Below are 26,275 nucleotides of genomic sequence, written 5' to 3' on the forward strand. Positions count from 1 at the left end.
TCCCGGCCGGCCGTCGGGGCCGCCACTTGCGGTGGGGCTCTCTGGAAGGATCACCGGATGACGATGTCGCTCTCGGCCGAACTGTGGCCGGACGTGCAGCCGGAGACCGCTCGGCGGCTCATGCTCGCCGGGGTGGAGGCCTTTGCCAAGCGGGGGTACCACGCCACCACCACGAGGGACATCGCCGGGGCTGCCGGGATGTCGCCCGCCGCGCTGTACGTGCACTTTCCTTCGAAGGCCGCGCTGCTCTTCGCGATCAGCCGGTACGGGCACGAGCAGACGCTCGCGCTGGTCGAGAACGTCGTCGCGAAGGTGTCCGATCCCGTCGAGCGGATCCGGCTGATCGTCGAGGACTTCGTGGCTTGGCACGCGCGGCGGCACACCGTCGCGCGAGTCGTGCAATACGAACTGCAGGCGCTGCCCGAGCAGGAGTTCGAAGTCGTCGCCGAGCTGCGGCGGCGGATCGAGCGGATCGTGCGCAAGGTGATCGCGGACGGCGTCGAAGAGGGCGTTTTCACCGTGTCGGACCCGCACATCTCGGCGAGAGCAGTGCTCTCGCTCGGCGTCGACGTCGCCCGCTGGTACAGCGAGCGCGCCCGGCAGACGCCCACCGCGCTCGGCAAGGAGTACGGCGGGCTCGTGTTGCGGATGCTCGGCGTGACACCGGTCACAGACTGAGCGGTCGGTCAGCGGCGGCCGTGTAACGACGCGCCAGGCGCGCGAACGCTTCACGGAGCTCGGGTGGCTCGACGACCTCGATGTCCGCGTCGAAACGGCCGATCGTCGCGGCCAGGCCGATCCACGACCAGGCACCCAGCACCAGACGGCAGCGGTCCGGGCCCAGTTCCTCGACGACGCCGTCACGGGCGTACTCGGACACCACGTGCGCCGGCAGGTCGAGGAGCACTTCGCCGCGGCACGGCCAGTCCCCCGACAGGTCCTTGCCGGTGAAGCGGCTCGCGACGAAGGCCGCCACGTCGCCGCCGGGCAGCTCGCGCGGGGCGAACCGCGGGCCGGCCGGCACGCGCGGGGTGATCCGGTCGGCGCGGAAGGTGCGCCAGTCCGCGCGGTCGAGGTCCCACGCCACCAGATACCACCGGCCGCCCCAGGTGACGACGTGGTGCGGCTCGACCCGGCGCGGCGGCCCGGCGGGCACAGGTCCGACGCGCGGCTCGCCCCGGGACGGCGAGTCGGCGGCCACGGGGTCGACGTGGGGCACTTCGCGGTGCGGCGGCCCAGCGGTCCCGGAGTCCGAGCGAGGCACCTCGCTGGCCCGGGGCACCCCACCGGCCGCGGAGTTCGAACGGAGCACCTCACCGGCCTGTGGCACCCCAGCCGGTAGGGAGTCCGAGCGAGGCACCTCACCGACCCGGGGCACCCCACCGGCCGCAGAGTTCGAGCCAGGCACCGCAACCCCAGCGGCCACGGAATCGGTGCGCGGCACCTCACCCCGCACCGGCCCACCACTCACGTAGTCGAACCGCAGCACCTCCCGCGCATGCACCGCGGCACTCAACGCGGCCAGCACCGACGGGTCCACTCGCGGCCCGGCCCGGTCCGCAGCCGTCACCCGAAGCGCGTCCACCCGATGGCGCAGCCGAGCAGGCATCACCTGCCGGACCGTGTTCAACGCCCGCGCCGCCGCCTCCTCGATTCCCGCGCCACTCGCCGTCCGGAGGGCGACTGCCAGGGCCACCGCCTGGTCGTCGTCGAACAACAACGGCGGCAGCTGCGAACCCGCGTCGAGGCGGTACCCGCCGTCCGGGCCCTTCACCGCCGCGATCGGGTAGCCGAGCTCTCGCAGGCGGTCGACGTCGCGGCGTACCGTGCGCTCGCTGACCTCCAACCGCGACGCCAGCAGCGCACCAGGCCAGTCGCGGCGGGCCTGGAGGAGCGACAGCAGAGCCAGCAGCCGTCCGGAAGTTTTCGGCATGCGCCGATCTTCCCAGGAATAGCGGACACACCCTGTCCGCTACCCTTGCCAGAGTGGTCCTCGTGCAGAACGACACCGAACGCAACGACCTCATCGCCGAACTGGCGGCCGCCCGCGCCGCCCTCACCACCCCGGCGCGCGATCTCACCGACGAGCAGGCCGGCGCGCGGCCGACCGTCAGCGCGCTGTGCCTGGGCGGCCTGCTCAAGCACGTCGCCAGCATGGAAGAAAACTGGCTGCGCTTCGCCCTGGAAGGCCCTTCCGCGATGCGCTACGACCTCCCCGAGGGCGTGACCTGGGCCGACATGGCAGCCGGCACCGCTCGCGAGTTCCCGCAGTGGGCGATCGACCACCAGACCGAGTTCGCCATGCAGCCCGGCGACACCCTCGCCGGGATCCTGGCCCGCTACGAAGACGTCGCCAAGCGAAGCGAGGACATCATCACGAGCCTGCCCGACCTGTCGGTCACGCACCCACTGCCCGACGCGCCGTGGAACCAGCCGGGCACGACGTGGAGCGCGCGGCGGGCGCTGCTGCACGTCATCACCGAGACCGCGCAGCACGCCGGGCACGCGGACATCATCCGCGAGGCGCTGGACGGTCAGAAGTCGACGTGACCGTCCTGGACACGCGGGCGCTCAACCGCGCCACGCTCGCCCGTCAGCTGCTGCTCGAGCGCGCCGGACTGCCGGTGCACGACGCCGTCGCGCACCTCGGTGGCCTGCAGGCGCAGGAGCCGCAGGAGCCGTTCACCGGGTTGTGGTCGCGGCTGCGCGCCTTCGACCCGGCGGTGCTTTCGGAGCTGCTGACCGGGCGGCGCGTGGTGCGGACGCACCTGATGCGCCGCACCGTCCACCTGCTCACCGCCGAGGACGTGCTGGCGTGGCGGACGCGGTTCGACGCGATGCTGCGCCAGCGCGTCCTGGGCACCTACCGCCGCGAGCTCGCCGGGGTCGACCTCGGCGAGCTCGCGGCGGCGGGCCGCGCCGTGCTGGCCGACGGCGAGCCGCGCTCGATGGGTGACCTCGCCCGCGCGGTCGCCGGACGCTGGCCCGGCGCCGGGCCGCGGCCGCTCGGGGAAATGCTGGTCGCCGCGCTCATCCCGGTGGCCCAGCTGCCGCCGCGCGGGCTGTGGCGCGTCAAGGCCGGCGTGCGGAACCTGCCGCTGACGGCCTGGCTGGGCCGCGACGTCGACCCGCTCGCCCCGGACGACGTGGCCGGGCAGGCGCTCGTGCGGCGCTACCTCGCGGCGTACGGTCCCGCGGCGACCGCCGACCTGCGCGCGTGGAGCGGCCTGGCCGGGCTGCCCGCGGCGGTGAAGGCCGTGCGCGAGGAGCTGGTCGTGTTCCGCGACGAACGCGGGCGCGAGCTGCTGGACCTGCCCGGCGCCCCGCGCCCGGAGCCGGACACGCCGGCGCCGGTGCGGTTCCTGCCCGCGTTCGACAACGCGATCCTCGGCTACGACGACCGGAGCCGGATCATCGACGACGCCCACCGCGGGCTTTCGGTGGCCGGCGAGCGGGTGGTGCTGGTCGACGGCCGCGTGGCGGCGACGTGGCAGGTGGCGGACGGCACGGTGGTCGTGAAGCCGCTGGGGCGCCTGCCGAAAGCCGACCGGACCGCCGTCACGGCGGAAGGCGGCGAGCTGGCGTCGTTCCTCTCCGACGGCGAAAGCGATCGCGTCCGGGTCGAAGCGGGCTAACCGACCGCGCGGGCGAACCGCTCCGCCACCTCGCGCAGCAGCTCCACCAGCCCCGGCGGCGCCTCCTCCACCACGAAGTCGTACCCCCACTGCGCCAGGTAGTACGGGACCGTGTCGAGGGTGTTCGCCCCGGTCCGCACCCGGCAGCTGTGCTCGTCGATCCCCTCCACGACACCGGACGTCGGCGGGATGCGGCGCGCGAGCACCTCGGCCGGGGCGGCCACGCGCAGCACGAGCTGGTGCGGGTACGGCGCCATCGAGATCTGCTGCGAGACGTACGCCGCGAGGTCTTCGGCCGGGGGTTCGCGCGGGGTGAAGCGGAAGCTCGCCGCCGGCACCCCGGTGATCCGGTCGACCCGGAAGGTGCGCCAGCCGGCGCGGTCGAGGTCGAAGGCGACCAGGTACCAGCGCCGCCCGGTGTGGACCAGGCGCAGCGGCTCGACCAAGCGTTCCGTCTCCGCGCCGGACCGGTCGCCGTAGCCGAAGCGCAGGCGCTCGGAGTCACGGCAGGCGGCCGCGATCGCGGTCAGCACCGAGGCGTCCACCATCGGCCCGGCGCCGGGCAGCGAGACCGTCGCCGCGGCCACGGCGCCCACGCGCGGCCGCAGTCGGGCGGGCAGCACCTGCTCCAGCTTCGCCAGCGCGCGCACCGACGTCTCCTCGATGCCGCTGACCGTGCCGCTCGCCGCCGTGCGCAGGCCGACCGCGACCGCGACCGCTTCGTCGTCGTCCAGCAGCAGCGGCGGCAGCGCGGCGCCCGCGCCCAGCCGGTAGCCGCCGGCCACCCCGGGCGTCGCGTGCACCGGGTAGCCGAGGGAACGCAGCCGCTCGACGTCGCGGCGGATCGTGCGGACGTCGACGTCGAGCCGCGACGCGAGGTCCGCGCCCGGCCAGTCGCGCCGCGCCTGGAGCAGCGAGAGCAACCGGAGCAGGCGTTCCGAAGTGCCGTACATGGCACGCAGTGTGCCAGACATCGAGGACAGTTCCGGTCCTCGATCCGCCGGATGGTGCAGCCGTGCGGTCAAACACTTGCCAGGCACCGCCCCGGCCGGAAAGAGTGACGCATGCCGATCGACCCGCACGCCCTGCTCGCTGTCGCCCGCGAGGAAGCCGAGCTGGGCAAGGCCGAAGGCGGCGTGCCGATCGGGGCCGCGCTCTTCGACACCGCGGGCACCCTGCTGGGCCGCGGGCACAACCGGCGCGTGCAGGACGGCGACCCGTCGACGCACGCCGAGACAGCGGCGTTCCGCAACGCCGGCCGGCGCCCGCACTACCGCGACACGATCATGGTCACGACGCTCTCGCCGTGCTGGTACTGCTCCGGTCTCGTCCGTCAGTTCGGGATCGGGCGCGTCGTCATCGGCGAGGCCACGACGTTCCACGGCGGGCACGACTGGCTCGCCGGGCTCGGCGTGGGGATCACCGTGCTCGACGATCCCGCCTGCACCGCGCTGATGACCGAGTTCATCGCCGCGCGCCCGGACCTGTGGTTCGAGGACATCGGGGTCGAAAAGTCCGAATAGGACAGTGCTGTTGCGAGGAGCCGGTATGCCGTCATCCGTTCCGCTCGTGGACCTTTCGCCGTGGTTCGGGGGGACGTCCGAAGGCCGCGCCGACGTGGCCGGCGAGATCGACCACGCGCTGCGGGAGTCCGGTTTCCTGCTGGTCACCGGGCACGGCGTGCCGGACGAGCTGCGCCACCGGACGCGCGAGCTGGCGCGGGAGTTCTTCGCGCTGCCCGAGGACGTCAAGCAGCGCTACGCGGTCACGGTCGGCGGGCGCGGCTGGCTGCCGCCCGGCGTCGAGGCCAACGGCTACGCCGAGGGCACCGAGACCCCGCCGGACCTCAAGGAGTCCTACTCCGCCGGCGCGGACGACGGCGTGGGCGTCGCCGAGATCGACGGGTTCTGGTTCCAGCCCAACGTCTGGCCCGGCGAGGTGGCCGGCTTCGCCGAGACGGCGACGGAGTACATGCGCCGGATGCGCGCGCTGTCGGACCACCTGCTGGAGATCTTCGCCGCGGCGCTCGGCCTGGCCCAGAGCCACTTCACGCGGCACACGGCGCACCCGACGTACACGTTCAACATCAACTGGTACCCGCCGATGACGCACGTCGGCGCGCCGGAGGCGGACCAGTTCCGGATCGGCCCGCACACCGACTTCGGCACGGTGACGGTGCTCGACCGCCAGGCCGGTGTGGGCGGCCTGCAGGTCTGCACGGCCGACGGCGAGTGGAAAGACGCGCCGTTCCACCCGGACGCGTTCACGGTGAACATCGGCGACCTGATGGCGCGCTGGACCGGCGACCGCTGGCGATCGACGCGCCACCGCGTCCTCCCGCCGGCGGCCACCGCCCCGGACGAGGACCTGGTGTCGCTGATCTTCTTCTACGAGACCGACCACGACGCCCGGATCACGTCGCTCGGGCCGCCGCTGGGCAAGCGGACGTACCCCGAGGTGATCGCGGCGGAGTACCTGCGGGAGAAGCTGACCGCGATCACCGTCGGCTGAGTCGTCGTGGGTGTTCAGGGCGGTGGGAACCGCCCGGAACACTCACGAGCCGGGGTCGGCGCAGATCGTCCGGTTCCGCCCCGCCGCCTTGGCCCGCAGCAACGCCGCCTCCGCCGCCAGGAGCGCACCCGACAAGCGGCCGTCCGCCGCACACGCCGCGACCCCGATCGACGTCGTCACACCGACGAACTGGGGGCCGTCGGCCGAGGACTTCAGCGCCACCAGGGTCGAGGCGATGCGCAGGCGGATGCGTTCGGCGATGGCCATCGCGTCGAAGCGGCCGGCGCCGGCCAGCAGGACCGCGAACTCCTCGCCGCCGGAGCGGCCCACCAGGTCGGCCGAACGGACCTCGTCGCGCAGGGTGTCGGCCACCGCGCGCAGGACCGCGTCGCCGATGCGGGCGCCGTAGCGGTCGTTGAGGCGGCGGAAGTGGTCGAGGTCGAGCAGCAGCACCGCCGGGCCGGGGCCGGCTCCGGCGAGGCGGTCCAGCCGGGCTTCGGCGGCGCCGCGCCACGACGCCGCGGTCAGCACGCCGGTGCCGGGGTCGAGGGTGACGTGGTCGCGGCGGCCGAGGCCGAGGCCGCCGCGGTGGAGCACCACCGTGGCGCCGGCCAGCACCGGCACCAGGAGCGGGGCCGCCGCGGTGGCCCAGGCCAGCGGCAGCCCGAACGCGGCCATCGCGGCGTCGAAAGCGTGGCCCGGCGCGGCTTCGCGCGGGCGGCGGGGGCCGTCGGCGGCGGTCACGAGCGCGGCGTTCACCGCGAGGAAGACCAGGACGGCAGCGGTGAGCAGGAGGACGGTGCGGGAGCCGAGGACCGCGCCCAGCGGGCGGACGCCGGTCGCGGTGAGGAACGCGCCCGCGACGAGCCCGGCCAGCGCCGTCGACGCGGCACCGAACACCTGCCGGTACACGGGTCTTCTGCGGACCCGGAACCACTGGTGCGCGGCCGACAGCACGACCAGGGCGACCGCGAGGCCGGGCCGGAGCACCAGCACGCCGGCGAAGATCCACGGGGTGTCGACGCCGGGGCCGAGCAGGGTGTCCTCGCGGTGGCGCTCCACCGGCCGCGCGAGCTCGGCGGACACCAGCAGCCCGCCCAGGAGCAGCGCGAACGGCCCCAGCATCGCGGGCAGGGGCGGGAACCGGACGGCGGCGAGCGCGACCGCGGCGACGGCGAGGACGTCGACCGCGACGAGGTAGAGCACCTGACCGCGGCGCGGCAGCCGCCACAGGGCCCAGCGCGCCAGCACGACGGCGGGCAGGAACCGGCCCGGGCGGCGTCCTCCGCCGGCGGCGACCGAATCCCCCACCATTTCGGCAAAGTAGCCGGAATGCCCGGCCCTGTCGATCCGCCTTCAGGGGAATCTCACACCCGCCGACGCTCGGGAGCCGCGCGCGCACCGTGCGTCATTTTCCGGCCGAAGGAGGGTTGACACACAACATTGGTCTAGTCCACTGTGGGGTGGCACACAACGCTCCTCCCGGGATGATCCCGCCGCCTCAAACCGGAGGTGCTCCAACCTGCTCGTTTGGAGGACCCCTATGAAATCCCTGCGCCGTCTGGTGACCCTCGCGGTCGCGGCCGGAGCCGCGATGGCGACGGCGGTCGGTCTCGCCCCGCAGGCCATGGCCGCGGTGGACCCGGTGCTCGCTTCCCCGTACCTGTACCAGTGGGGCGGGCAGACCAGCCCGACCGCGGCGATGTCCGCGACCGGCGTGAAAGCGTTTACCCTCGCCTTCGTCCTGTCGGACGGCACCTGCAACCCGAAGTGGGACGGCAGCCGTTCGCTGACCGGCTCCGACAAGACGATGATCCAGAACATCCGCAGCGCGGGCGGGGACGTGATCCCCTCCTTCGGCGGCTGGTCCGGCACCAAGCTGGGCTCGAAGTGCACGTCGGCCTCGGCGCTCGCGGGTGCGTACCAGAAGGTGATCGACGCCTACGGCCTCAAGGCGATCGACCTCGACATCGAAAACACCGACGAGTTCCAGAACAACACGGTGCAGGACCGCATCCTCAACGCGGTCAAGCTGACCAAGCAGAAGAACCCGGACCTGAAGGTCGTCATCACCATCGGCACCACCACGACCGGCCCCGACTCGTGGGGCAAGCGCCTGATCAACCAGGCCAAGGCGATCGGCGCCGGCGTCGACGTCTGGTCGGTCATGCCGTTCGACTTCTCCAGCGGCGGCGACATGGCCGCCCTGACGAAGTCCGCGGTCGACGGGCTGAAGAACCAGCTCAAGACCACGTTCGGCTGGAACGACGACACCGCCTACCGGCACAGCGGCCTTTCCTCGATGAACGGCAAGACCGACAACGCGGGCGAGACCGTCACGGTCGCGAACTTCACCTCCATCCGCGGCTACGCGACGAGCCACCACCTGGCCCGCTTCACCTTCTGGGCCACCAACCGCGACTGCAGCGGCGGCGGCGAATGCAGCGGCATCACGCAGGACAAGTACGCGTTCACCAAGATCGTCGCCGGCTACACCGGCTGACACCGGCCCGTAGTGGGGCTGTCGGAGGCCCTCTCACCGGCATCGGGGCCGGTGAGGGGGCCTTCGCGGGGCTTGGGACGGCACAGCCGGGTGCCGGTCAGCGGGAACCGCGAAACCGTCACACCGGCGCAATGTCGGGCGCCTACCGTCTTCCCATGACGAAGAACTACGGCGACAAGGTGGTGGCCGTCGAGCCGGGCGGGGTCGAGCCCGTCGCCGACGCCGACCGGCACGGGACGCCGCGGCAACTGGCCTGGACCTGGGCCTCCCCCAACCTCGAGTTCGCCACCGTCTTCGTCGGCGTCCTCGCCGTCACGGCGTTCGGGCTGACGTTCTGGCAGGCCGCGCTCGCCGTCGTCGCCGGGAACGGGCTGGGCGCGCTCGCGCACGGCGTCCTGTCCGCGCGCGGACCGCGCTACGGCGTGCCGCAGATGGTGCTCGGGCGGGCCGCGTTCGGCTACCGCGGCAACCTCCTGCCCGCCGCGCTGATGTCGGTGATGGCGGGCATCGGGTGGTTCGCCGTCAACAGCGTCAGCGGCGCCTTCGCCCTCGCCGGCCTCACCGGCCTGCCGGCGCTCGCCTGCCTCGTGCTCGTCGTCGCGCTGCAGATCGTCATCGCCTTCTTCGGGCACAACCTCGTGCAGGCCTACGAAAAGTACGTCTTCGCCGTCCTCGCCGTCGTGTTCGCCGCGGCGAGCGTGGTCGTGTTCACGAAGTCGGGCGCCACGCCGAACACCGGGAGCGTCGGCGGGTTCCTGCTCACCGTCGGCACCGCGTTCGGCTACACCGCGGGCTGGAACCCCTACGCCGCCGACTACACGCGCTACCTGCCGAAGACCGCGTCGACACGCGCGATCGGCCGCTACGCCGGGCTCGGGCTGTTCCTGTCCACCACCGTGCTGATGCTCGCCGGCGCCGCGTCGACGACCATCGGCGGCCCGGCCGACGCCAACCCGGCGACGGCGTTCACCGGGCACCTGCCCGGGTTCCTCGCCGCGGCGACGCTGCTGGCCATCACGCTCGGCGCGGTCGCGGCGAACGTCCTGAACGTCTACTCGGGAGCGCTTGCCTTCCTCGCCCTCGGCGTCCGGCTGCCGCTGGCCTGGCGCCGCGCGGCCGTCGCGCTCGCCTTCGGCGCGGTCGGGTTCGTGCTCGCCTGGCTCGGGCTCGGCGACGCCGGGCACGCCTACGAGAACTTCCTGCTGGTCATCGCCTACTGGATCGGCCCGTGGCTCGGCGTGCTGCTGGCCGACCACCACCTGCGCCGCGGCACCGACTTCGGCGCGCTGCTCGCCGACGAGAACCACCGCAACGTCGCCGGGTTCACCGCGTTCCTGGTCGGCCTGGTGGTCTCCGTCGGCCTCTTCGCGAACCAGGCGCTCTACACCGCGCCGATCCCGGAAGCCGTGCCCGGCACCGGTGATCTGACGTTCGCGGCCGGGTTCGTGCTCGCCGCCGGGACCTACCTGCTGCTGCGCCGTCAGCGCACCGGCGTGCCGTCGCGGCGGCAGCCGTAGGGCGAGCACCGGCCCCAGTCGTACGTCGGCGGCGGGAGGGTGACCGTGGCCGTCGAAGGCGGGGGCAGCTCCACCGTCACGGTCGGCGCCGGCGTGGCGGTCGGCGTCCTGCGCGCGTGCATCACCACCGGGGACGGCGTGGTCGTGCTCGTCGGCGCGGCGACCGCGCTCGACGACGGGGCGCCGGTGGCCGGCTGCAGCTGCGGGAACTGCGTCGACCCGGGCACGGGTTCCGGCCGCGTCGCCAGCGCGAGCACCAGCCCGCCCAGCACGACGAAAACCGCCGCCGCCAGCGCGAACCGGCCGCCCGACCCGCGCGGCCCGGGCTCGGTGCCGCGCCGCGCCGCCGTTTCGGCCGAGCGCGAACCGGGTTTGCGCGGCCGCGCACCCGCCGCCCGCAGCAGTTCGTCGACCGTGACCCGATCCCGCCGCCTGCGCGCACTGCGCGTCATGCACGACCTCCGCCCCGTAGCTGCACCGGGTGGATCGTAGGAAGCCGCGCCGGAATTGTAAACGCGCTGATCGCAGCGGTCTCGTAATCGTTCCGAGACATCCGGATCGCCTTCCCGGCCGTAGTCGTCAACGAGGCGCGAACCGCCGCAGGAGAGCGCCCACGCGCCGGGTCACGGGGGTGAACTCCGGGAGCTTCAGCAGCGCCAGCAACCCGAACGGCACGGCCATCCCGAGCAAGGTCTGGACCGGCAGTTTCACCCACGCGGCGGGGATCGGGCCGAGCGAGCCGGGCACGGCGTAGCCGGCCAGCACCGCGGCCCCGACGCCGAGGGCGCTGACCCCCAGCACGATCAGGCCGACCCGCAGCGACCGCTTGCTGCGCAGGTGCCCGAGCCGGACCCACAGCCAGACCTGGCCGAGCACGGCGCCGACCACGAACCCGGCGCCGTTGACGAGCATCACGCCGTAGACGATGTGCTCGCCGTCGAGCAATCCCCGGCAGAGCAGCAGCAGCGGGATCTTCACCGCGGTCATCACGAGCATGATCAGCGTCGGCGTCCGGGCGTCCTTCATCGCGTAGAACACCCGCAGCTGCAACATGACCAGCGCGAACGGCAGCAGCCCGACGGCCGAGACGGCGAGGGTCTGGCCGAGCCGCTCGGCGTCTTCGAGCGTGCCGCGGCCCCAGGTGAAGATCGCGACGCCGATCGGGGTGCCGACCACGGCCAGCACCGCCGAGATGGGCACGAAGAGCACCGTGGACATCCGGGACGCGAGCGAAAGGTCGCCGACGAGCGAACCCGTGTCGCCGTCCGCGGCCGCGCGGCTCATCCGCGGCATCAGCGCGGTCAGCAGCGAAACGCCGAGGATCCCGTACGGCAGCTGGAAGAGCAGCGACGCGTAGCTGTAGGCGGTGACCCCGCCGCTGGTGCCGCCGGTCAGCACCCGGGTGGTGACGACGAACCCGACGTGGCTCACCACGACGTAGCCGAGGATCCACGCGGCGAGCCCGCCGAACTCCTTGATCCGCGGGTCGAAGCCCCAGCGCCAGCGGAACCGGAACCCGGTGCGCAGCAACGCCGGGATCAGCACGACGGCCTGCGCGACGATGCCGAGCGTGGTGCCCAGGCCGAGCACGAGCAGCTTCGGGTCGCTCATCCGGGCCGGGTCGAGGACCAGCTCGCCGGGCACCACGGCGAACACCACGAGCGTGCCGGTGACGACGACGTTGTTGAGCACGGGCGCCCACGCCGGCGGACCGAAGACGTTCTGCGCGTTGAGGATCGCCGACAGCAGCGCGAAGAGGCCGTAGAAGAGGATCTGCGGCAGCAGCAGGTACGCGAGCGCCGTGGTCAGCCCCGGGTTGGCGGTCGCGGACGATTTGTCGACGTAGAGCGCGGTGAACACCGGGGCGATCGCCACCGCGACCGCCGTGCCGACGGTGAGCAGCACCAGCGCCATCGTGATCAGCCGCTGCGTGTACGCGCGGCCGCCGTCCGGATCGTCGTGGGAGCGCACGAGCAGCGGCACGACGACACTGGCGAGCACGCCGCCGAAGAGCAGTTCGAAGACGATGTTGGGCAGCGTGTTCGCGACGGTGAAGGAGTCGTTGACGACCCCGGTCCCGACCACGGCGGCCAGCAGCAGCTTGGCGACGAACCCGGTGACCCGGCTGACCGCGGACGCGACCGCCATCCGCCCGCTCGAGCGGGCCAGCGACGACCCGGCGCCCTCGCCGCGCCCGGCGCTGACCGGGGACGCGGGCGGGCGCGCGACGATCTGGGTGGCGAACTCGTCGTAGGGCCGGTGCGAGACGTCGAGGTCGCGGGTCGGCCAATGCGGGCCGCGCAGCTCGCTGGGGAGGAAGACCGTCGCGTCGTCGTCGACCGGTGGTGGGGGTTCCGCCATGGCCCAAGCCTGCCAGGTCGGGCGGGTTTTCGTCCCCATTCCGGACCCGACTGGTATTTCTATACCGGAAACGTGCTACCGTTCCGGTATAACTATACCGACTCTGGTAACGCGAGGTTTTCGTGATCGAACTGAAGACGCCTGCGGAAGTCGACCGCATGCACGTCGCCGGGCGCTTCGTCGCCGAGATCCTGACCGAGGTCGGCCGGCTCGCCGACGTGGGCGTCAACCTCATGGACCTCGAGCACCACGCGCGCGGCATGATCAAGCGGCGCGGGGCGGAATCGTGCTACTGGGACTACGCGCCGTCCTTCGGCGAGGGCCCGTTCCGCAACGTCATCTGCCTGTCGGTCAACGACGCCGTCCTGCACGGCCTGCCGCACGACTACGTGCTGCGCGACGGTGACGTGGTCACCGCCGACCTCGCGGTCAGCATCGACGGCTGGGCGGCCGACTCGGCACGCACGGTGATCGTCGGCACCCCCGCCGAGGCGGACCTGCGGATCATCCGGGCGACGGAGGTGGCACTGGAAGCGGCGATCGACGCGGCGCGCCCCGGCAACCGGCTGGGCGACATCTCGGCGGCGATCGGGGCGGTGGCCCGCGAGTACGGCTACCCGGTCAACACCGAGTTCGGCGGGCACGGCATCGGCCGCACCATGCACGAGGACCTGCACGTCCCCAACCAGGGCACGGCCGGGCGCGGGATGAAGCTGCGGCCGGGGCTGACCCTCGCGCTGGAGCCGTGGTTCGCGGCCACGACCGACCGGATCGTCTTCGATCCCGACGGCTGGACGATCCGCTCGGCCGACGGTTCCCGCACGGCCCACTCCGAGCACACGATCGCCGTCACCGAGGGCGCTCCCCTGGTGCTCACCCGGCGCGAAGCGGAACTCGCCGACGGGAACGGATGAGCGAACCGGCGACGCTCGGTGACGTCGCTCAGGCGGCGACGACGATCTCCAGCGCGGCCCGGCCGGCCTCGGTGAGCTCGGCCGGAACGCGCCCGGTGGCGGCTTCGGCGGCGGGCCGCAGGTAGCCGCCGTGGGCGAGTGCGTGCGCGGTCATCTGATCGCAGCAGGCGAATCCGTCGATGAAGAGGTCGGGCTCGCAGCTGCACGACATCTGCGCGCGTCCCGCCGCCACCGCCCTCAGCATCGCCATGGCGCGGTGGGTGAGCTCGACTCCTGAACCGGACACCGGACTGCCTTTCTCCTCGGAACCACTACGCATAGTCATTCGCCCGTTGGGCTGATTGTGTTACTTACGGCACTATGACGTTTCGGGTGCCGGTGCGGTTCCGCCGGGTCGTGCACGCCGGAGGGGGCGGGGTCCGGTGTCCCGGTCCCCGCCCCCTCCTTCACCGCTCCAGCGCCCGCCGGGCGTTGGCCAGCCGCGCCCGCAGCGCCTGCGCCAGCGCGTCGAACTCGCCGCGCCGGTCCGCGATCGCCCGCTGCTGGTAGGCGGTTTCCACCGCCAGCCACGTCCCGGGCAACGCGGTCCGCGTCCGGCACGCCAGGTCCGCCTTCGCGACCGCGATCTCCGCCGGGGCCGGCGCGGGGCCGCTCCACCGGACGTCGTCGTTGGCCGCCCACACGTCGGCGTACCGCTCCCCCGCTTCCGCCATGCAGGCACGCCAGCCGGCCATCGCCGCCTGAACCCGCGGATCAGCCTGAGCCGTCAGGTAGAGCTCGCGGTCGAGCTCCGCGAACGCCTCCCCCGGCAAGGCCGCCGGCACGCCCTCCTCGAGCCGGCGGCGGGCCTCCCCGACGCAGCCGCCCTCGGGGACCGGCCGGCCCCGCACCTCCGACGTGCCCTTGCCGGTGTAGACCACCAGCACGTCCAGCGGGGGCTGCGCCTGCGCCACGCGGTCCGGCGGCTGCGCCGCGTGGTAGCCGAGGCGGGCGACCTCGGCGGCGTCCACGATCCCGTAGCGGCCCCCCGCCGCCGGCCGGGACGTGTCCACCGCGGCGATCGACGGCGGCGTCCAGTCGTACCCGAAGCGCGCCAGGCACTTGCCCGCCAGCGCGGCGGTGGCCCGCTCGATCACGTTGACCTCGGCGGCGGGGTGCCGGTAGGCGTCGAACGGCAGCACGACGTCCGCGCCCGACACCACCGGTCGCACCGGCCCGATCGGCGGCGGCCCGGGCTCCGCGGCGTCGCCCGCCGACAGGGCGACGCCGCACCCGAGCGCCGCGACGGCGACCGCCGCGGCGATCCGCGCCGCCCTCACCCGTAGTACGTGCCGCACGCGATGTTGAAGTGGTGGGAGTTCATCACGTCGTTGGCCACCCAGCCGTCGTGGTTGTCCCCGGAGAGCCGGACGTTCGCGAAGTTCCGCACCGTGCCGCTCGACCGGATCGTGAAGCACGACCCCCGGTACTGGGAGTTGTAGTAGACGGCGATCGGCGAGTTGGTGTCCTTGTTCTCCATCGAGCTGACGTTGTTGTACGTGCCGTCGCCCGCCCACAGCGGGATGCTGGTGCCGGCGTACCGCAGGCTCCCCCAGTTGGCCTGGCTGTTGAAGTTCTCGAACTTGTAGCCGCCCAGATCGGAGTTCGAGTACATGCACGCGTACTGCGCCTGGCACGCGGCCTCGGCCGGCCCGGCGGCGCCGACCCCCACCGTCGCCGCCACGGCCACCGCGGCCACCACTGCTGCTGCTCTCATGGTTTCCTCCCTCGTTCCGTTCCGGTCCGCCCCCCGCGGACCGGGCTTGCTACCCCAGGTCTAGGGCCTCGGCGTTGTCCGGCGCCGGGGCCGCGGCCGCCGGACGACAAAGGTCCGGACAACGATCGGCGCGCGGCAGGGCGACCGGACCGCAGACCGGCTGGCCGCCGAGCCCGGCCGCCGCGGAGAGGACGCACAGGGCCGCGAGCAGCGCGGCCAGCCATCCCCGGCGCCGGGGGCGCGTCTCGGCGGCGGTACTGGCGTCGAGATAGGCCCGCTCGTGGACGGTGAGATGCCGCGGGTGCCGGGCCCACGCACGAACGGCCGCGAGGTGAGCGCCGCGCAGGAGCAGGCTCGGGTCCCGGTCGTGGCGGCGCCAGGTGGCGGCCGCCTGGGTGAGTTCGCGGTGGGTGCGCCGCTCCGCGCCGTCCTCTTCCAGCCACGCGGCCAGGCGCGGCCAGGCACCCAGCAGCGTCTCGTGGGCCGGCCGGAGCCGGTGGGCGTCGCGCACGAGCACCCGCGCCCGGACGAACCGCTCGACGACGCCGGCGGCGAGCGGGGTGTCGTCGAGTTCGTCGGCGCTGACGGCCCTGGCGCCTTCCCCGGGGTCGGCGAGCCGGCGGAACAGGTCGCGGGCGACGGCCCGCCCGGGTGGCCCGAGCGCGTCGAACACGGCCTCCGCCGCGCCGGCCGCCGGTCCGCCGAACTCCCCCGCCGCCTGGAAACCGGCGAGGGTCAGCCGGGTGCCGCTGCGCCGCCGCCACGTCTCGAGCAGCGCGTGCGACAGCCACGGCAGCGCGCCGGGCCGCCCGTGGGCGAGGGCGACGGCCGTGGTCAGCAGCGGCGTCTCGACCAGGCAGCGGGCGCGCGCGGCCGGGGCGGTGATCGCCTGCCGCAGTTCGTCGGCGGTCATCGGCCCGACCTCGACGCGGGCCGGCGTCTCGCGCGGGCCGGCCAGTTCCGCGCAGCGGTCCGCGACGTCCGCGCGCACGGCGAGCACGACCCGCGGCCCGCCCGTGCGCAGCGCGGCGGCGAACCGTGCCCGGTCGTCGTCGCGGCCGGGTGCGAAGAGCTCTTCGCACTGGTCGACGACGACCAGCGCGTCCCCCTCGGGCAGCCGGTCCCCCGCGGTCGTGAAGACGACCGCGCCGCTCAAGCGCGGCAGCAGGCCGGCGCGCAGGAGCGACGTCTTCCCGGCGCCCGACGGACCGGTCACGACCACGCAGCGGTGGGCCGCGACGGCGGCGATCAGGGTGTCGACGAGCCGGTCCCGGCCGAAGAACAGGCCGGCGTCCTCGCGGTCGTAGGCGTCGAGCCCGCGGTAGGGAGCGGTGGCCTCGGCCGGGGCCGGGGTCGTCAGCTCGGCCGCCGTCGCGCGCCAGCGGCGTTCCCACTCGCCGGCGTCACCGTCGCAGGCGCGGACGTACGCCAGGGTCACCGCCAGGCTCGGCAGCCGGCGCCCGCCCGCCGCGTCGGACAGCGTGGTGGCGGAGAAGTGCGCCCGGCGCGCCAGTTCGCGGTAGGAGGGGTTCCCCGCGTTCTCCCGCAGCGCCCGCAGGCCGGCCGCGAACTCGGTCAGCGCGGAGCCGTCCGGCGCCAAGGGCTTCTCAGCGCGCGGCATGACCCACCGCCATCCCGGGCGAGCCGCTCGCGGTGGCGGTGGGCGCCTGCCAGGCCGAGGCGAGGCAGAACCCGCTGACCAGCCCCGCGAACAGGAGGACGGCGGCCAGCTTGCAGGCGAGCGAGACCGGTAGGTGCACACACATCGCGGACCCTTTTCGTCGTTTCGACATTAAGTGGACTCAGGTTAGAGCCCGAGCCGACTTTGCGTCAAGCTGACATGAAGCTAGGCTTGCGGCGTGGCCCAGGACACGACATGGCAGATCCCCAAGGTCGCGGTCGCCGTCGACCTCGCGATCCTCACCGTCCGCGAAGAGCGGCTGAACATCCTGCTCGTCGAGCGCGCGGAAGCGCCCTACCGCGGGCAGCTCGCGCTCCCGGGCGGGTTCATCGCCTCCGAGGACGAGGACATCGACGTCGCGGCCGCCCGCGAGCTGGCCGAGGAGACCGGCCTGGCGGCCGATCGGCTGCATCTGGAACAGTTGCGGACCTACGGCGGGCCGGACCGTGATCCTCGGGGGAGGGTGGTGACCGTGTGCTACCTGGCGCTGGTGCCCGACCTGCCCATCCCGGCGGCGGGCGGGGACGCGCGCGCCGCGCGCTGGGAAGCGGTCGCCGACGTCGAGGGCACGGACGCGCCGGTCGCCTTCGACCACCGGGCGATCATCGCCGACGCGGTGGAGCGGGCGCGCGGCAAGCTCGAGTACACGACCCTCGCCACGGCGTTCTGCGCGGCCGAGTTCACGATCAGCGAGCTGCGGCGCGTCTACGAAATCGTCTGGGGCCACCGGCTCGACCACCGCAACTTCCACCGCAAGATCACCGGGGTGACCGGCTTCCTGGTACCCACCGGCGACCGGACGGCCCGGGACGGCGGCCGGCCCGCCGCGCTCTACCGGCGTGGCCCGGCGACGGTCCTGCACCCGCCGATCCTGCGCGGGCACAACCTGAACGACGCAGAAAGCGAGATCGCGTGAACGACGTTCCGGAACCCACGATCGTGGTGCTGACCGCGCTGGAGGTGGAGTACGCGGCCGTGCGGGCGCTGCTGGCCGGGCGCCGGGTGGAGACCCACCGCTCGGGCACCCGGTTCGAGGTGGGCCGCCCGCCGCGCGGCCGGGGCTCGGCCGTCCTCGCGCTGACCGGCCAGGGCAACCAGGCGGCGGCCATCCTCACCGAACGCGCGATCGCCACCTACGACCCGCGGGCGCTGCTGTTCGTCGGCGTCGCCGGTGCCCTGCACGACGACCTCGAGCCCGGCGACGTCGTCGTGGGCACCAAGGTCTACGGCTACCACGGCGGCAAAGACGAGGATTCCGGCTTCCGCGCCCGGCCGCAGGCGTGGGAGATCCCCTACGAGCTCGACCAGATCGCCCGGCACGTCGCCCGCGAGGAGGACTGGCTCCCCGAGGGGCGCCGTCCGTCGGTGCACTTCCGGCCGATCGCCGCCGGGGAGGTCGTGCTCAACTCGCGCACCACTCCCCTGGCCGAGCAGCTGCGCACGAACTACGACGACGCCGCCGCGATCGAGATGGAAAGCGCCGGCGTCGCCAAGGCGGGTCACCTCAACCGGAACCTGCCGGTGGTCGCCGTCCGGGGCATCAGCGACAAGGCCGACGGCCACAAGCACGCTGCCGACCAGGCCGGCTGGCAGCCCGTCGCGGCGGCGAACGCGGCGGCCTTCGCCTTCGCCCTCGCCGCCGAGCTCCCGTGACCGCCACGGTCGTGGTACTGACCGCCCTCGAAACGGAATACGCGGCCGTGCGGGCGGTGCTGGGCGACCGCCGCGTCACGGCGCACCCGTCGGGCACGCGGTTCGAGGTGGGCGTGCCGCCCGCCGGCGGGGCCACGATCGTCCTCGCGCTCACCGGCCAGGGCAACCAGGGCGCCGCCGTCCTGACCGAACGCGCGATCGCGACCTTCGCGCCCAGCGCGCTGCTGTTCGTCGGCATCGCCGGGGCGCTCCACGACGACCTCGGCCCCGGCGACGTCGTCGTGGCGACCAAGGTCTACGGCTACCACGGCGGCAAGGACGAGGACGACGGCTTCCGGAACCGGCCGCAGGCCTGGGAAATCCCGCACGAGCTCGACCAGATCGCCCGGCACGTCGCCCGCGAAGGGCGCTGGCTCCCGGACTCCCCCGGACCCCCGCCGCCGGTGCACTTCCGGCCGATCGCCGCCGGCGAAGTCGTGCTCGGCTCCCGCACCGCTCCCCTGGCCGCCCGGCTGCGCACCGCCTACGACGACGCGGCCGCGATCGAAATGGAAAGCGCGGGCGTCGCCAAAGCGGGTCACCTCAACCACGGCCTGCCGGTGCTGACCGTCCGGGGCATCGGCGACGACGGCGCCGAAGTGACCGCGGCCGCGCACGCCGCCGCGTTCGCGCTGGCCCTCGCCGTCGAAGTCCCGGCCCGGCCGGGCGGGGTGACGACGGGCGTGCACTGGCCGCACCGGGCCGGCGTGGTGCCCGCCCGCGCGGACGGCTTCCAGGACCGCGAAGTCACGCTCGACGCCATCACGGTGCTGTCCGGACTGGGCGGCGTCGGGAAGACGCAGCTGGCCGCGGACTTCGCCGAACGGGCGTGGGCCGCCCGCGAAGTCGACCTGCTGGCCTGGATCACCGCGGAGTCCCGCGACGCGATCCTGACGGCCTACGCGCAGCTGGCGAAGACGCTCACCGGCATCGACGACGCCGACCCGGAGCAGGGCGCACGCCGCCTCCTGGAGTGGCTCGCCTCGACCCCGAAGCGCTGGCTGCTGGTGCTCGACGACGTGCAGCACCCCGCGGACCTGCACGGCCTCTGGCCGCCGGCCGCCGGGCGGGTGGTCCTCACGACCCGGCGGCGCGACGCCGCACTCGCCGGCGACCGGCGGCGGATCGTCGACGTCGGCCAGTTCACCGCCGCGGAGTCGCGGGCGTACCTGAACCGCAAGCTCGCCGCCCGCCCGCACCTGGCCGACGACGTCGCCGGGCTGGCCGACGACCTCGGGCACCTGCCGCTGGCGCTCGCCCAGGCCGCGGCGTACGTCCTCGACCGCGAGCTGCCCTGTTCGGCGTACCGGCAGCGGTTCCGGGAACGCAAGCTGGCGGCGGTCCTGCCCGACGACCACCAGGCCACGGTGACGGCGACCTGGGCGTTGTCGATCGCCCACGCCGACCGGCTCGAACCCGCGGGCCTGGCCGGCCCGCTGCTGCGGTTCCTGAGCGTCCTCGATCCCCACGGCATCCCCCATTCCGTGCTCACCGCGCCGGCCGCGCTGGACTTCCTGCGCAAAGCGACCCGCCGGCGCCCGACCGCGGAAGACGCCCGCGACGCACTGGGCTGCCTGCACCGCCTGAACCTCGTCAGCCTCGACCCGCACGCGGTCCGCGTCCACGCCCTGGTGCAGCGCGCGAGCCGGGACGACCTGCGCCCCAAGGACTTCGCGCGGATCACGCGGGCGGCCGCGGACGCGCTGGTGCAGGCGTGGCCGCCGGTGGAGTCGGATCGGACGCTGGTGCAAGCGTTGCGGCGCAGCACTTTCGCCCTGCAGGCCACCGGTGACGTCGAGCAGCTCTGGCGCCGGGGGTGTCACGTGGCGCTCTTCCAAGCGGGCCGGAGCCTTCGCGAGAACGGGCAGCCCGGCGCGGCGATCACGTACTTCGGGCAGCTCGGCCGCACCGCGGCGGACCGACTCGGCGGCACCCACCTCGACACTTCGATCGCACGTTTCGACCTGGCGGTTTCCCTGGGAGACTCCGGCGACCCGCGCGGAGCTGTCGAGGCGCTGAGCGGCCTCCTCGCGAATCTGGACCGGGTCCCCGGGCGGACGCACGAGCTGACGTTGACCGCGCGCAGCACCTTGGCCAGTTACCTCGGCCAGACGGGGAACTTCGCCGGGGCGGTGGCGGTGTACGAGAGCCTCCTGCCGGACCTGGAGCGGGTGCTCGGGGCCGAGCACCAAGCCACCTCGGCCAGCCGGCAGAACCTCGCGATCATGCGGGACGCCGCCGGCGACCCGTCCGGCGTGGCCGAGGTCGAGCGGTCGGTCGAGGAGCGGCGTCGCGCGCTCGGCCCGGATCACCCCGACACCTTGAGCGCCCGCGTCGCCGCGGCCAGGCTTCGGGGCGCCACCGGGGACCTCGCCGGCGGCATGGCCGCCTACGAGAGTCTCCTGCCGGACCTGGAACGGGTGTTCGGGCCGGAGCACGCCGCCACCTTGACCACCCGCAGGGCCGCGGCCGGCTTGCGGGGCGAGTCGGGTGACCTCGCCGGAGCGGTGGCCCACCTCGAACCGTTGCTGGCCGACCAGCGACGCGTGCTCGGCCCCGACCACCCCGACGTGCTGAACACGCGCCTCGGCCTCGCCTGGTTCCGCGGCCTCGCCGGCGAACCGGCACCGGCCGAGTACGAGGCACTGATCCAGGACCAGCGGCGGGTCCTCGGCCCGGATCACCCCGACACCTTCACCGCCCGGCACAACCTCGCCGCGTTGCGGGCCAGAGCCGGAGATCCGGCCGGCGCGGCGGCCGTCGTCGAGGGATTGCTGCCGGACCTGAGCCGCGTGTTCGGGCCGGGCAGCCCGAACGTGCTGACCACCCGCCACAACCTCGCGCGCTTCCGCGGCTGGGCGGGAGATCCGGCGGGAGCCGTGGCAGCGCTGGAAAACCTCGTGCCGGACCTCGACCGCGTCCTCGGGCCGCAGCACCCCACCACGTTGACGGCTCGCCACACCCTCGCCACCTTGCGCGGCGAGACCGGGGACCCGTCCGGAGCCGTGGCGGCACTGGAGGAGTTGATCCCGGTCATGGACCGCGTCCTCGGACCGGAGCACCCCGAAACCACGGGCGCCCTCAAGGACCTCAAGCGCTTCCGGTGACCGCGATCCGCAGCTCCAGCGTCCGCGCCCACTCGCGCACGATCTGCTTGCGCCGCTTGGTGTCGTCGGTCAGCAGGTTCGCCAGCCCGAGCCCGCGGCCCAGGTCCAAAGTGGCCTGGACGAGCTCGCGCACCCCGGGCCGGGACTCGTCGACGCCGAGCAGTTCCACCGCCACGCGGTGCGCCTCGCGGCCGACCCGGGCCTCCAGGGGCACCAGCACGTCGCGCAGGGCGTCGTCGGTCGCCGCGACCGCCCACAGTTGCAGAGCCGCGCGGAACAGCGGGCCGGTGTAGAGGTTCAGCACCATCTCGACGACGCGCTCGATCCGGGACGCGCCGGTCGGCAGGTCCGCCGCCTGGGCACGAAGCTCGTCGATCTGGGACTGGCCGAGCAGGTCGACCGCCGCCACCACGAGGTCCTCGCGGGCCGGGAAGTGGTGCTGGGCCGCGCCGCGGGAAACGCCCGCCCGCTCGGCGATCCCGGCCACCGTCACGCCGTGCCAGCCGCGCTCGCCGAAGCTGTCGAGCGCGGCCTCGATCAGCCGCCGCCGCGTGGTGCGGCTGCGTTCCTGCTGGGGTTCGCGGACGCCGGTCAAGCCGGGTCCACCCAGAAGTCGAGCTGCAGGTCTTCCTCCGCGGTGTCGCCGGCGCGGTACTTCGCGAAGTCGGTGACGCCCTCCGCGCGCAGCACTTCGTCGTCCAGGAAGAAGTTCCCGGTGGCCTCGCCGCTCGGCTTCGTCAGGATCGCGTACGCGGCGTCGGCCATGATCTCCGGCGTGCGGCTGCGCGAAGCCAGTTCGGCGCCGACGACGTTGCGGATCGCCGCGGTGTCGATCGTCGTGCGCGGCCACAGCGAGTTGACCGAGACGCCGTCGCCCTTCAGCTCCGCCGCCAGCCCGACGGTCACCAGGCTCATCGAGTACTTCGCGATGCTGTAGGCGAGGTGCCCGGCGGTGAACCACTTCTCGTCGAGGCTGATCGGCGGCGACAGCGTCAGGATGTGGGCGTTCTCCGAAGCGCGCAGGTGCGGAATGGCCAGTTTGGACAGCAGGAACGTGCCGCGCGCGTTGATGTCCTGCATCAGGTCGTAGCGCTTCATGCCGACCTGCTCGGTCGGCGTCAGGTCGATCGCGCTGGCGTTGTTCACCACGACGTCGATGCCGCCGAACTGCTCGGCGGTCTTCGCCACGGCGGCCGCGACACCCTCGTCGTCGCGGACGTCGCCGAGGATCGGCAGCGCGTGCCCGCCGGCCTTCTCGATCGCTTCCGCCGCCGTGTAGATCGTGCCGGGCAGCTTCGGGTGCGGCTCGGCGGTCTTGGCCAGCAGCGCCACGTTCGCGCCATCCTTCGCGGCCCGCAGCGCGATCGCTTCACCGATCCCCCGGCTGCCGCCGGACATGATGATCGTCCTGCCGTCCAAACCAGCCATGTGAAACCTCCGTGAAGAAGCGGCACTTTCACGTGAAAGTGCCGCCTCGGGTCAGTAGGACTTGGGCAGGCCGAGGCTGTGCTGGCCGACGAAGTTGAGCACCATCTCGCGGCTGACCGGGGCGATCCGGCCCAGGCGCACCGCCGTGACCAGGGTGCCGAGGCCGTATTCGGTGGCGAGGCCGTTGCCGCCGTGGGTCTGCACGGCCTGGTCGGTCGCGCGGATGGCGACCTCGGCGGCGGCGTACTTGGCCATGTTGGCCGACTCCCCCGCGCCGAAGTCGTCGCCGGAGTCGTAGAGCGACGCCGCCTTCTGCGTCATCAGCTTCGCCAGCTCCAGCTCGATCTTGATCTCGGCCAGCGGGTGCGCGAGGCCCTGGTGGGAGCCGATCGGGGTGCCCCAGACCTGCCGCTGGTTCGCGTAGCCGACAGCCTTGCTCAACGCGTAGCGCGCGATGCCGAGGGAGAACGACGCACCCATGATGCGTTCGGGGTTGAGGCCCGCGAACAGCTGCGCGATGGCCGCGTCCTCTTCGCCGACCAGCGCCTCGGCCGGGAGCTTGACGTCGTCGAGGAACAGCGAGAACTGGTTCTCCGGCGCGATGATGTCCATCGGGATCTTCGTGTACTCGAAGCCGTCGGTGCCGGTCGGCAGGATGAACAGCGCCGGCTTGAGCTTGCCGGTCTTCGAGTCCTCCATGCGCCCGACGACGAGCACCGCGTCGGCCTCGTCGACGCCGGAGATGTAGACCTTGCGTCCACTGAGGACCCAGCCGTCGCCGTCGCGCTTGGCGGTGGTGGTGATCTTGTGCGAGTTCGACCCGGCGTCGGGCTCGGTGATCGCGAAGACCATCCGCTTGCTGCCGTCGGCGATCCCGGGCAGCCACTGCTTCTTCTGCTCGTCGGTGCCGAACCGGGAGATCACGGTGCCGCAGATGGCCGGCGAGACGACCATGAGCAGCAGCGGCGAGCCCGCCGCGGCGAGTTCTTCGAGCACCGCGGCGAGGTCGGCGATGCCCGCGCCCCCGCCGCCGTACTCCTCGGGGATGTTGACGCCGAGGTAGCCCAGCCGGCCGGCCTCGTCCCACAGCTCGTGGGTTTTCTCGTCCGCCCGCGCCTTGCGCGCGTAGTACTCGTGCCCGTACTTGGTGCCCAGTTCGGCGACGGCCTTGCGAAGCGCGATCCGCTCCTCCGGCTCGATGAAGTTCATGGCGTTCATGCTTCTTCTCCTACCACCGCGAGGATCGTGCCCACTTCGACCTGCTGTCCGACCGTCACCGGAAGTTCCGTCACCACGCCGTCGGCGGGGGCGGCGATCCGGTGTTCCATCTTCATCGCCTCGAGCCAGAGCAGCGGATCGCCGGCCTTGACCGGGTCCCCGGCCTGCACGGCCAGCCGGACGACGGTGCCCGGCATCGGCGCCACCAGCGACCCGGCGGCCAGCGCGGCGTCCGGGTCGGCGAACCGCGGCGCCGCCGTCAGCGCGACCGAGCCGAGCGCGGAGTCCACGTAGGACACGCCGTCGTGGCGGGCGACGTCGAAGGTGCGCCGCACTCCGGCGACGTCCAGGACGACCCGGCCGGGTTCGGCGGTGACCAGCTCGGCCTCGAAACCGTCGGCCTTCAGACCGTCCCGCGTCAGCGAGTAGACGATCTCGTATTCGTGGTCGGCCACCGTGAAGACCTTGCGCTGCCCGGCCGAGCGGACGTTGCGCCAGCCGCTGGGCAGCCGGCCCTGCGTGGTCGCCGACGCCCGGTTACCCGCCGCGTCCGCGAGGGCCGCGGCCAGCGCCGAGAGCCGTTCGGTGTCCACAGTGGCCAGCGGAGCGGCCAGGGTGTCGAGGCCGTGGCTGTCGAAGAACGCCGTATCGGTCTCGCCCGCCAGGAAGGCTTCGTGCCGGAGGATGGTCACCAGGAGGTCGCGGTTGGTGACGACGCCGTGGATCTTCGCCGCAGCCAAGGCCTTGGCGAGCCGGCGGGCGGCCTCGGCGCGGGTCGGGGCCCAGGTGATCACCTTGGCCAGCATCGGGTCGTAGTGGACGCCCACCACGGACCCGCTCTCGAACCCGGAGTCCAGCCTGAGCCCGGGACCGTGCCCGAAGCGCCGGTCCACGTCGGGCACGTCCAGGGTGTGCAGGGTGCCGCTCTGCGGCTGCCAGTTCGCGGCCGGGTCTTCGGCGTAGAGCCGGACCTCGATGGAGTGCCCGACGGTCGGCGGCGGGTCGGCGGGCAGCCGTTCCCCTTCCGCGACGCGCAGCTGCAACGCGACCAGATCCAGCCCCGTGACGTTCTCGGTGACCGGGTGCTCGACCTGCAGCCGGGTGTTCATCTCGAGGAAGTAGAACCGCCCGTCCGGCCCGGCGAGGAACTCGACCGTGCCCGCGCCGACGTAGTCGATCGCCTGGGCGGCCTTGCGCGCGGCGTCGAAGAGCTCCGCGCGCATCGCGTCGTCGACGAACGGCGAAGGTGCCTCTTCGACGACCTTCTGGTGGCGGCGCTGGATCGAGCACTCCCGCTCGCCCACCGCCCACACCGTGCCGAACCGGTCGGCCATGACCTGGACCTCGATGTGCCGCCCGGTCTCCAGGTACCGCTCGCAGAAGACGGTCGGGTCGCCGAACGCGGACCCCGCCTCGGCGCTCGCGCCTTCCACCGCTTCGGCCAGCTCACCGAGTTCGCGGACCACGCGCATCCCGCGCCCGCCACCCCCGGCGGACGCCTTGACCAGCAACGGCAAGTCGGCTTCGGTCACCGACGCCGGGTCCAGTTCGGACAGCACGGGCACGCCGGCGGCGGCCATCAGCCGCTTGGACTCCACTTTGGAGCCCATGGTCTCGATGGCTTCGGGCGGCGGCCCGACCCAGGTGAGACCCGCGTCGAGCACAGCCCGCGCGAAGGCCGCGTTCTCGGACAGGAAGCCGTAGCCCGGGTGGACGGCGTCGGCGCCGGTGTCGGCCGCGGCCTTCACCAGCAGCTCGGCCCGCAGGTACGTCTCGCTCGGCGCGTTGCCGGGCAGCCGGACGGCCGCGTCGGCTTCGAGGGCGTGCGGGGCGGCGGCATCGGCGTCGGAGAACACGGCGACCGTGCCGATCCCGGCGTCGCGGCAGCTACGGAAGACGCGGCGGGCGATCTCGCCGCGGTTGGCGACCAGCAGGTTCTGGATCATCGCTCA

At 73.3% G+C, this 26,275-nt stretch carries 25 protein-coding genes; 11 read left to right on the forward strand and 14 right to left on the reverse strand.

Going from position 1 to position 26,275, the window contains the following annotated elements; translation table 11 throughout:
• Positions 1 to 57 precede the first annotated feature (57 nt).
• Positions 58 to 678 (forward strand): TetR/AcrR family transcriptional regulator, encoded by a 621-nt coding sequence (locus MUY14_RS21695; RefSeq protein ID WP_247025008.1) that lies wholly within the window; start codon positions 58 to 60, stop codon positions 676 to 678.
• On the opposite strand, the gene MUY14_RS21700 is transcribed toward MUY14_RS21695, so the two are convergent.
• Positions 668 to 1,933 carry a YafY family protein gene (locus MUY14_RS21700; protein WP_247025009.1) on the reverse strand — a complete coding sequence of 422 codons (1,266 nt, stop codon included), beginning with the start codon at positions 1,931 to 1,933 and terminating at the stop codon, positions 668 to 670. The two genes, MUY14_RS21695 and MUY14_RS21700, sit on opposite strands and share 11 nt — an antisense overlap.
• 53 nt (positions 1,934 to 1,986) lie before the next feature.
• Between MUY14_RS21700 and MUY14_RS21705 the strand changes: the two genes are divergently transcribed.
• Both MUY14_RS21705 and MUY14_RS21710 read left to right on the forward strand, forming a co-directional pair.
• Positions 1,987 to 2,550: a DinB family protein gene (locus MUY14_RS21705; RefSeq protein ID WP_247025010.1), complete on the forward strand. Its 564-nt coding sequence runs from the start codon at positions 1,987 to 1,989 to the stop codon at positions 2,548 to 2,550.
• Complete coding sequence (locus MUY14_RS21710; protein ID WP_247025011.1) at positions 2,547 to 3,635, forward strand: winged helix DNA-binding domain-containing protein; 1,089 nt, start codon at positions 2,547 to 2,549, stop codon at positions 3,633 to 3,635. The genes MUY14_RS21705 and MUY14_RS21710 overlap by 4 nt, the downstream gene beginning before the upstream one ends.
• On the opposite strand, the gene MUY14_RS21715 is transcribed toward MUY14_RS21710, so the two are convergent.
• Positions 3,632 to 4,588, reverse strand: a complete 957-nt coding sequence (locus MUY14_RS21715) for a YafY family protein (RefSeq protein ID WP_247025012.1) — start codon at positions 4,586 to 4,588, stop codon at positions 3,632 to 3,634. The genes MUY14_RS21710 and MUY14_RS21715 overlap by 4 nt on opposite strands.
• Positions 4,589 to 4,699: 111 nt before the next feature.
• Between MUY14_RS21715 and MUY14_RS21720 the strand changes: the two genes are divergently transcribed.
• Both MUY14_RS21720 and MUY14_RS21725 read left to right on the forward strand, forming a co-directional pair.
• On the forward strand, positions 4,700 to 5,158 hold the full coding sequence (locus MUY14_RS21720) for a nucleoside deaminase (protein WP_247025013.1): 459 nt from the start codon (positions 4,700 to 4,702) through the stop codon (positions 5,156 to 5,158).
• A 25-nt stretch (positions 5,159 to 5,183) separates the two neighbouring features.
• Positions 5,184 to 6,146, forward strand: coding sequence for an isopenicillin N synthase family oxygenase (locus MUY14_RS21725; protein WP_247025014.1), 963 nt, complete (start codon positions 5,184 to 5,186; stop codon positions 6,144 to 6,146).
• Positions 6,147 to 6,188: 42 nt separating this feature from the next.
• Here the strand turns inward: MUY14_RS21725 and MUY14_RS21730 are convergent, their stop codons facing one another.
• Positions 6,189 to 7,460 (reverse strand): diguanylate cyclase, encoded by a 1,272-nt coding sequence (locus tag MUY14_RS21730; protein ID WP_247025015.1) that lies wholly within the window; start codon positions 7,458 to 7,460, stop codon positions 6,189 to 6,191.
• 229 nt (positions 7,461 to 7,689) lie between these two features.
• Between MUY14_RS21730 and MUY14_RS21735 the strand changes: the two genes are divergently transcribed.
• The gene (locus MUY14_RS21735; RefSeq protein WP_247025016.1) at positions 7,690 to 8,649 is read left to right on the forward strand and encodes a chitinase; all 960 of its coding nucleotides are present in this window, start codon (positions 7,690 to 7,692) and stop codon (positions 8,647 to 8,649) included.
• 155 nt (positions 8,650 to 8,804) lie between these two features.
• Positions 8,805 to 10,166 (forward strand): cytosine permease, encoded by a 1,362-nt coding sequence (locus MUY14_RS21740; RefSeq protein ID WP_247025017.1) that lies wholly within the window; start codon positions 8,805 to 8,807, stop codon positions 10,164 to 10,166.
• On the opposite strand, the gene MUY14_RS21745 is transcribed toward MUY14_RS21740, so the two are convergent.
• Together MUY14_RS21745 and murJ are read right to left on the reverse strand one after the other, a co-directional pair.
• Positions 10,130 to 10,618 (reverse strand): hypothetical protein, encoded by a 489-nt coding sequence (locus tag MUY14_RS21745; RefSeq protein WP_247025018.1) that lies wholly within the window; start codon positions 10,616 to 10,618, stop codon positions 10,130 to 10,132. The genes MUY14_RS21740 and MUY14_RS21745 overlap by 37 nt on opposite strands.
• Before the next feature lie 127 nt (positions 10,619 to 10,745).
• Entirely contained in the window at positions 10,746 to 12,527 is a 1,782-nt protein-coding gene (murJ, locus tag MUY14_RS21750) for a murein biosynthesis integral membrane protein MurJ (protein WP_247025019.1), read from the reverse strand.
• A gap of 122 nt (positions 12,528 to 12,649) precedes the next feature.
• Here murJ and map point away from each other — a divergent pair, with 122 nt between their 5' ends.
• Positions 12,650 to 13,441: a type I methionyl aminopeptidase gene (gene map / locus MUY14_RS21755; RefSeq protein WP_247025020.1), complete on the forward strand. Its 792-nt coding sequence runs from the start codon at positions 12,650 to 12,652 to the stop codon at positions 13,439 to 13,441.
• A 28-nt stretch (positions 13,442 to 13,469) separates the two neighbouring features.
• Here the strand turns inward: map and MUY14_RS21760 are convergent, their stop codons facing one another.
• The 5 genes from MUY14_RS21760 to MUY14_RS21780 all read right to left on the reverse strand — a co-directional run bounded on the left by MUY14_RS21760 (position 13,470) and on the right by MUY14_RS21780 (position 16,963).
• Positions 13,470 to 13,727, reverse strand: coding sequence for a hypothetical protein (locus MUY14_RS21760; protein WP_247025021.1), 258 nt, complete (start codon positions 13,725 to 13,727; stop codon positions 13,470 to 13,472).
• A 160-nt stretch (positions 13,728 to 13,887) separates the two neighbouring features.
• On the reverse strand, positions 13,888 to 14,760 hold the full coding sequence (locus tag MUY14_RS21765; RefSeq protein WP_247025022.1) for a hypothetical protein: 873 nt from the start codon (positions 14,758 to 14,760) through the stop codon (positions 13,888 to 13,890).
• A complete protein-coding gene (locus MUY14_RS21770) occupies positions 14,757 to 15,197 on the reverse strand; it encodes a peptidase inhibitor family I36 protein (protein WP_247025023.1) in 441 nt (146 codons plus the stop codon). The genes MUY14_RS21765 and MUY14_RS21770 overlap by 4 nt, the downstream gene beginning before the upstream one ends.
• Before the next feature lie 49 nt (positions 15,198 to 15,246).
• Positions 15,247 to 16,818 carry an XRE family transcriptional regulator gene (locus MUY14_RS21775; RefSeq protein ID WP_247025024.1) on the reverse strand — a complete coding sequence of 524 codons (1,572 nt, stop codon included), beginning with the start codon at positions 16,816 to 16,818 and terminating at the stop codon, positions 15,247 to 15,249.
• Entirely contained in the window at positions 16,805 to 16,963 is a 159-nt protein-coding gene (locus MUY14_RS21780; protein WP_247011379.1) for a hypothetical protein, read from the reverse strand. The genes MUY14_RS21775 and MUY14_RS21780 overlap by 14 nt, the downstream gene beginning before the upstream one ends.
• 93 nt (positions 16,964 to 17,056) lie before the next feature.
• On the opposite strand from MUY14_RS21780, the gene MUY14_RS21785 reads away from it, so the two are divergent.
• Genes MUY14_RS21785 through fxsT form a run of 3 tightly spaced genes read left to right on the forward strand, consistent with a single transcriptional unit; the run spans position 17,057 to position 21,677 of the window.
• Positions 17,057 to 17,794: an NUDIX domain-containing protein gene (locus tag MUY14_RS21785; RefSeq protein WP_247011381.1), complete on the forward strand. Its 738-nt coding sequence runs from the start codon at positions 17,057 to 17,059 to the stop codon at positions 17,792 to 17,794.
• Positions 17,791 to 18,531, forward strand: coding sequence for a 5'-methylthioadenosine/S-adenosylhomocysteine nucleosidase (locus MUY14_RS21790; protein ID WP_247011382.1), 741 nt, complete (start codon positions 17,791 to 17,793; stop codon positions 18,529 to 18,531). The genes MUY14_RS21785 and MUY14_RS21790 overlap by 4 nt, the downstream gene beginning before the upstream one ends.
• Entirely contained in the window at positions 18,528 to 21,677 is a 3,150-nt protein-coding gene (gene fxsT, locus MUY14_RS21795) for an FxSxx-COOH system tetratricopeptide repeat protein (RefSeq protein ID WP_247011383.1), read from the forward strand. Before MUY14_RS21790 ends, fxsT begins: the two co-directional genes overlap by 4 nt.
• Here fxsT and MUY14_RS21800 read toward each other — a convergent pair.
• Genes MUY14_RS21800 through MUY14_RS21815 form a run of 4 tightly spaced genes read right to left on the reverse strand, consistent with a single transcriptional unit; the run spans position 21,661 to position 26,269 of the window.
• Entirely contained in the window at positions 21,661 to 22,272 is a 612-nt protein-coding gene (locus MUY14_RS21800; protein WP_247011384.1) for a TetR/AcrR family transcriptional regulator, read from the reverse strand. The genes fxsT and MUY14_RS21800 overlap by 17 nt on opposite strands.
• Positions 22,269 to 23,105 (reverse strand): NAD(P)-dependent oxidoreductase, encoded by an 837-nt coding sequence (locus MUY14_RS21805; RefSeq protein ID WP_247011385.1) that lies wholly within the window; start codon positions 23,103 to 23,105, stop codon positions 22,269 to 22,271. Before MUY14_RS21805 ends, MUY14_RS21800 begins: the two co-directional genes overlap by 4 nt.
• Before the next feature lie 51 nt (positions 23,106 to 23,156).
• Positions 23,157 to 24,323 (reverse strand): acyl-CoA dehydrogenase family protein, encoded by a 1,167-nt coding sequence (locus MUY14_RS21810; protein WP_247011386.1) that lies wholly within the window; start codon positions 24,321 to 24,323, stop codon positions 23,157 to 23,159.
• Entirely contained in the window at positions 24,320 to 26,269 is a 1,950-nt protein-coding gene (locus MUY14_RS21815; protein ID WP_247011388.1) for a biotin carboxylase N-terminal domain-containing protein, read from the reverse strand. The genes MUY14_RS21810 and MUY14_RS21815 overlap by 4 nt, the downstream gene beginning before the upstream one ends.
• Positions 26,270 to 26,275: the final 6 nt, after the last annotated feature.

The organism is Amycolatopsis sp. FBCC-B4732, assembly GCF_023008405.1.
GTDB classification, from domain to species: domain Bacteria; phylum Actinomycetota; class Actinomycetes; order Mycobacteriales; family Pseudonocardiaceae; genus Amycolatopsis; species Amycolatopsis pretoriensis_A.

Excerpts from the sequence above, each read along its gene's own strand:
- murJ (WP_247025019.1), bottom strand. The coding sequence starts at position 12,527 with ATGGCGGAACCCCCACCACCGGTCGACGACGACGCGACGGTCTTCCTC.
- MUY14_RS21775 (WP_247025024.1), bottom strand. The coding sequence starts at position 16,818 with ATGCCGCGCGCTGAGAAGCCCTTGGCGCCGGACGGCTCCGCGCTGACC.
- MUY14_RS21720 (WP_247025013.1), top strand. The coding sequence starts at position 4,700 with ATGCCGATCGACCCGCACGCCCTGCTCGCTGTCGCCCGCGAGGAAGCC.
- MUY14_RS21700 (WP_247025009.1), bottom strand. The coding sequence starts at position 1,933 with ATGCCGAAAACTTCCGGACGGCTGCTGGCTCTGCTGTCGCTCCTCCAG.
- MUY14_RS21695 (WP_247025008.1), top strand. The coding sequence starts at position 58 with ATGACGATGTCGCTCTCGGCCGAACTGTGGCCGGACGTGCAGCCGGAG.
- MUY14_RS21815 (WP_247011388.1), bottom strand. The coding sequence starts at position 26,269 with ATGATCCAGAACCTGCTGGTCGCCAACCGCGGCGAGATCGCCCGCCGC.
- MUY14_RS21740 (WP_247025017.1), top strand. The coding sequence starts at position 8,805 with ATGACGAAGAACTACGGCGACAAGGTGGTGGCCGTCGAGCCGGGCGGG.
- MUY14_RS21745 (WP_247025018.1), bottom strand. The coding sequence starts at position 10,618 with ATGACGCGCAGTGCGCGCAGGCGGCGGGATCGGGTCACGGTCGACGAA.
- MUY14_RS21780 (WP_247011379.1), bottom strand. The coding sequence starts at position 16,963 with ATGTGTGTGCACCTACCGGTCTCGCTCGCCTGCAAGCTGGCCGCCGTC.
- MUY14_RS21725 (WP_247025014.1), top strand. The coding sequence starts at position 5,184 with ATGCCGTCATCCGTTCCGCTCGTGGACCTTTCGCCGTGGTTCGGGGGG.
- MUY14_RS21805 (WP_247011385.1), bottom strand. The coding sequence starts at position 23,105 with ATGGCTGGTTTGGACGGCAGGACGATCATCATGTCCGGCGGCAGCCGG.
- MUY14_RS21730 (WP_247025015.1), bottom strand. The coding sequence starts at position 7,460 with ATGGTGGGGGATTCGGTCGCCGCCGGCGGAGGACGCCGCCCGGGCCGG.
- MUY14_RS21735 (WP_247025016.1), top strand. The coding sequence starts at position 7,690 with ATGAAATCCCTGCGCCGTCTGGTGACCCTCGCGGTCGCGGCCGGAGCC.
- MUY14_RS21715 (WP_247025012.1), bottom strand. The coding sequence starts at position 4,588 with ATGTACGGCACTTCGGAACGCCTGCTCCGGTTGCTCTCGCTGCTCCAG.
- MUY14_RS21770 (WP_247025023.1), bottom strand. The coding sequence starts at position 15,197 with ATGAGAGCAGCAGCAGTGGTGGCCGCGGTGGCCGTGGCGGCGACGGTG.
- MUY14_RS21810 (WP_247011386.1), bottom strand. The coding sequence starts at position 24,323 with ATGAACGCCATGAACTTCATCGAGCCGGAGGAGCGGATCGCGCTTCGC.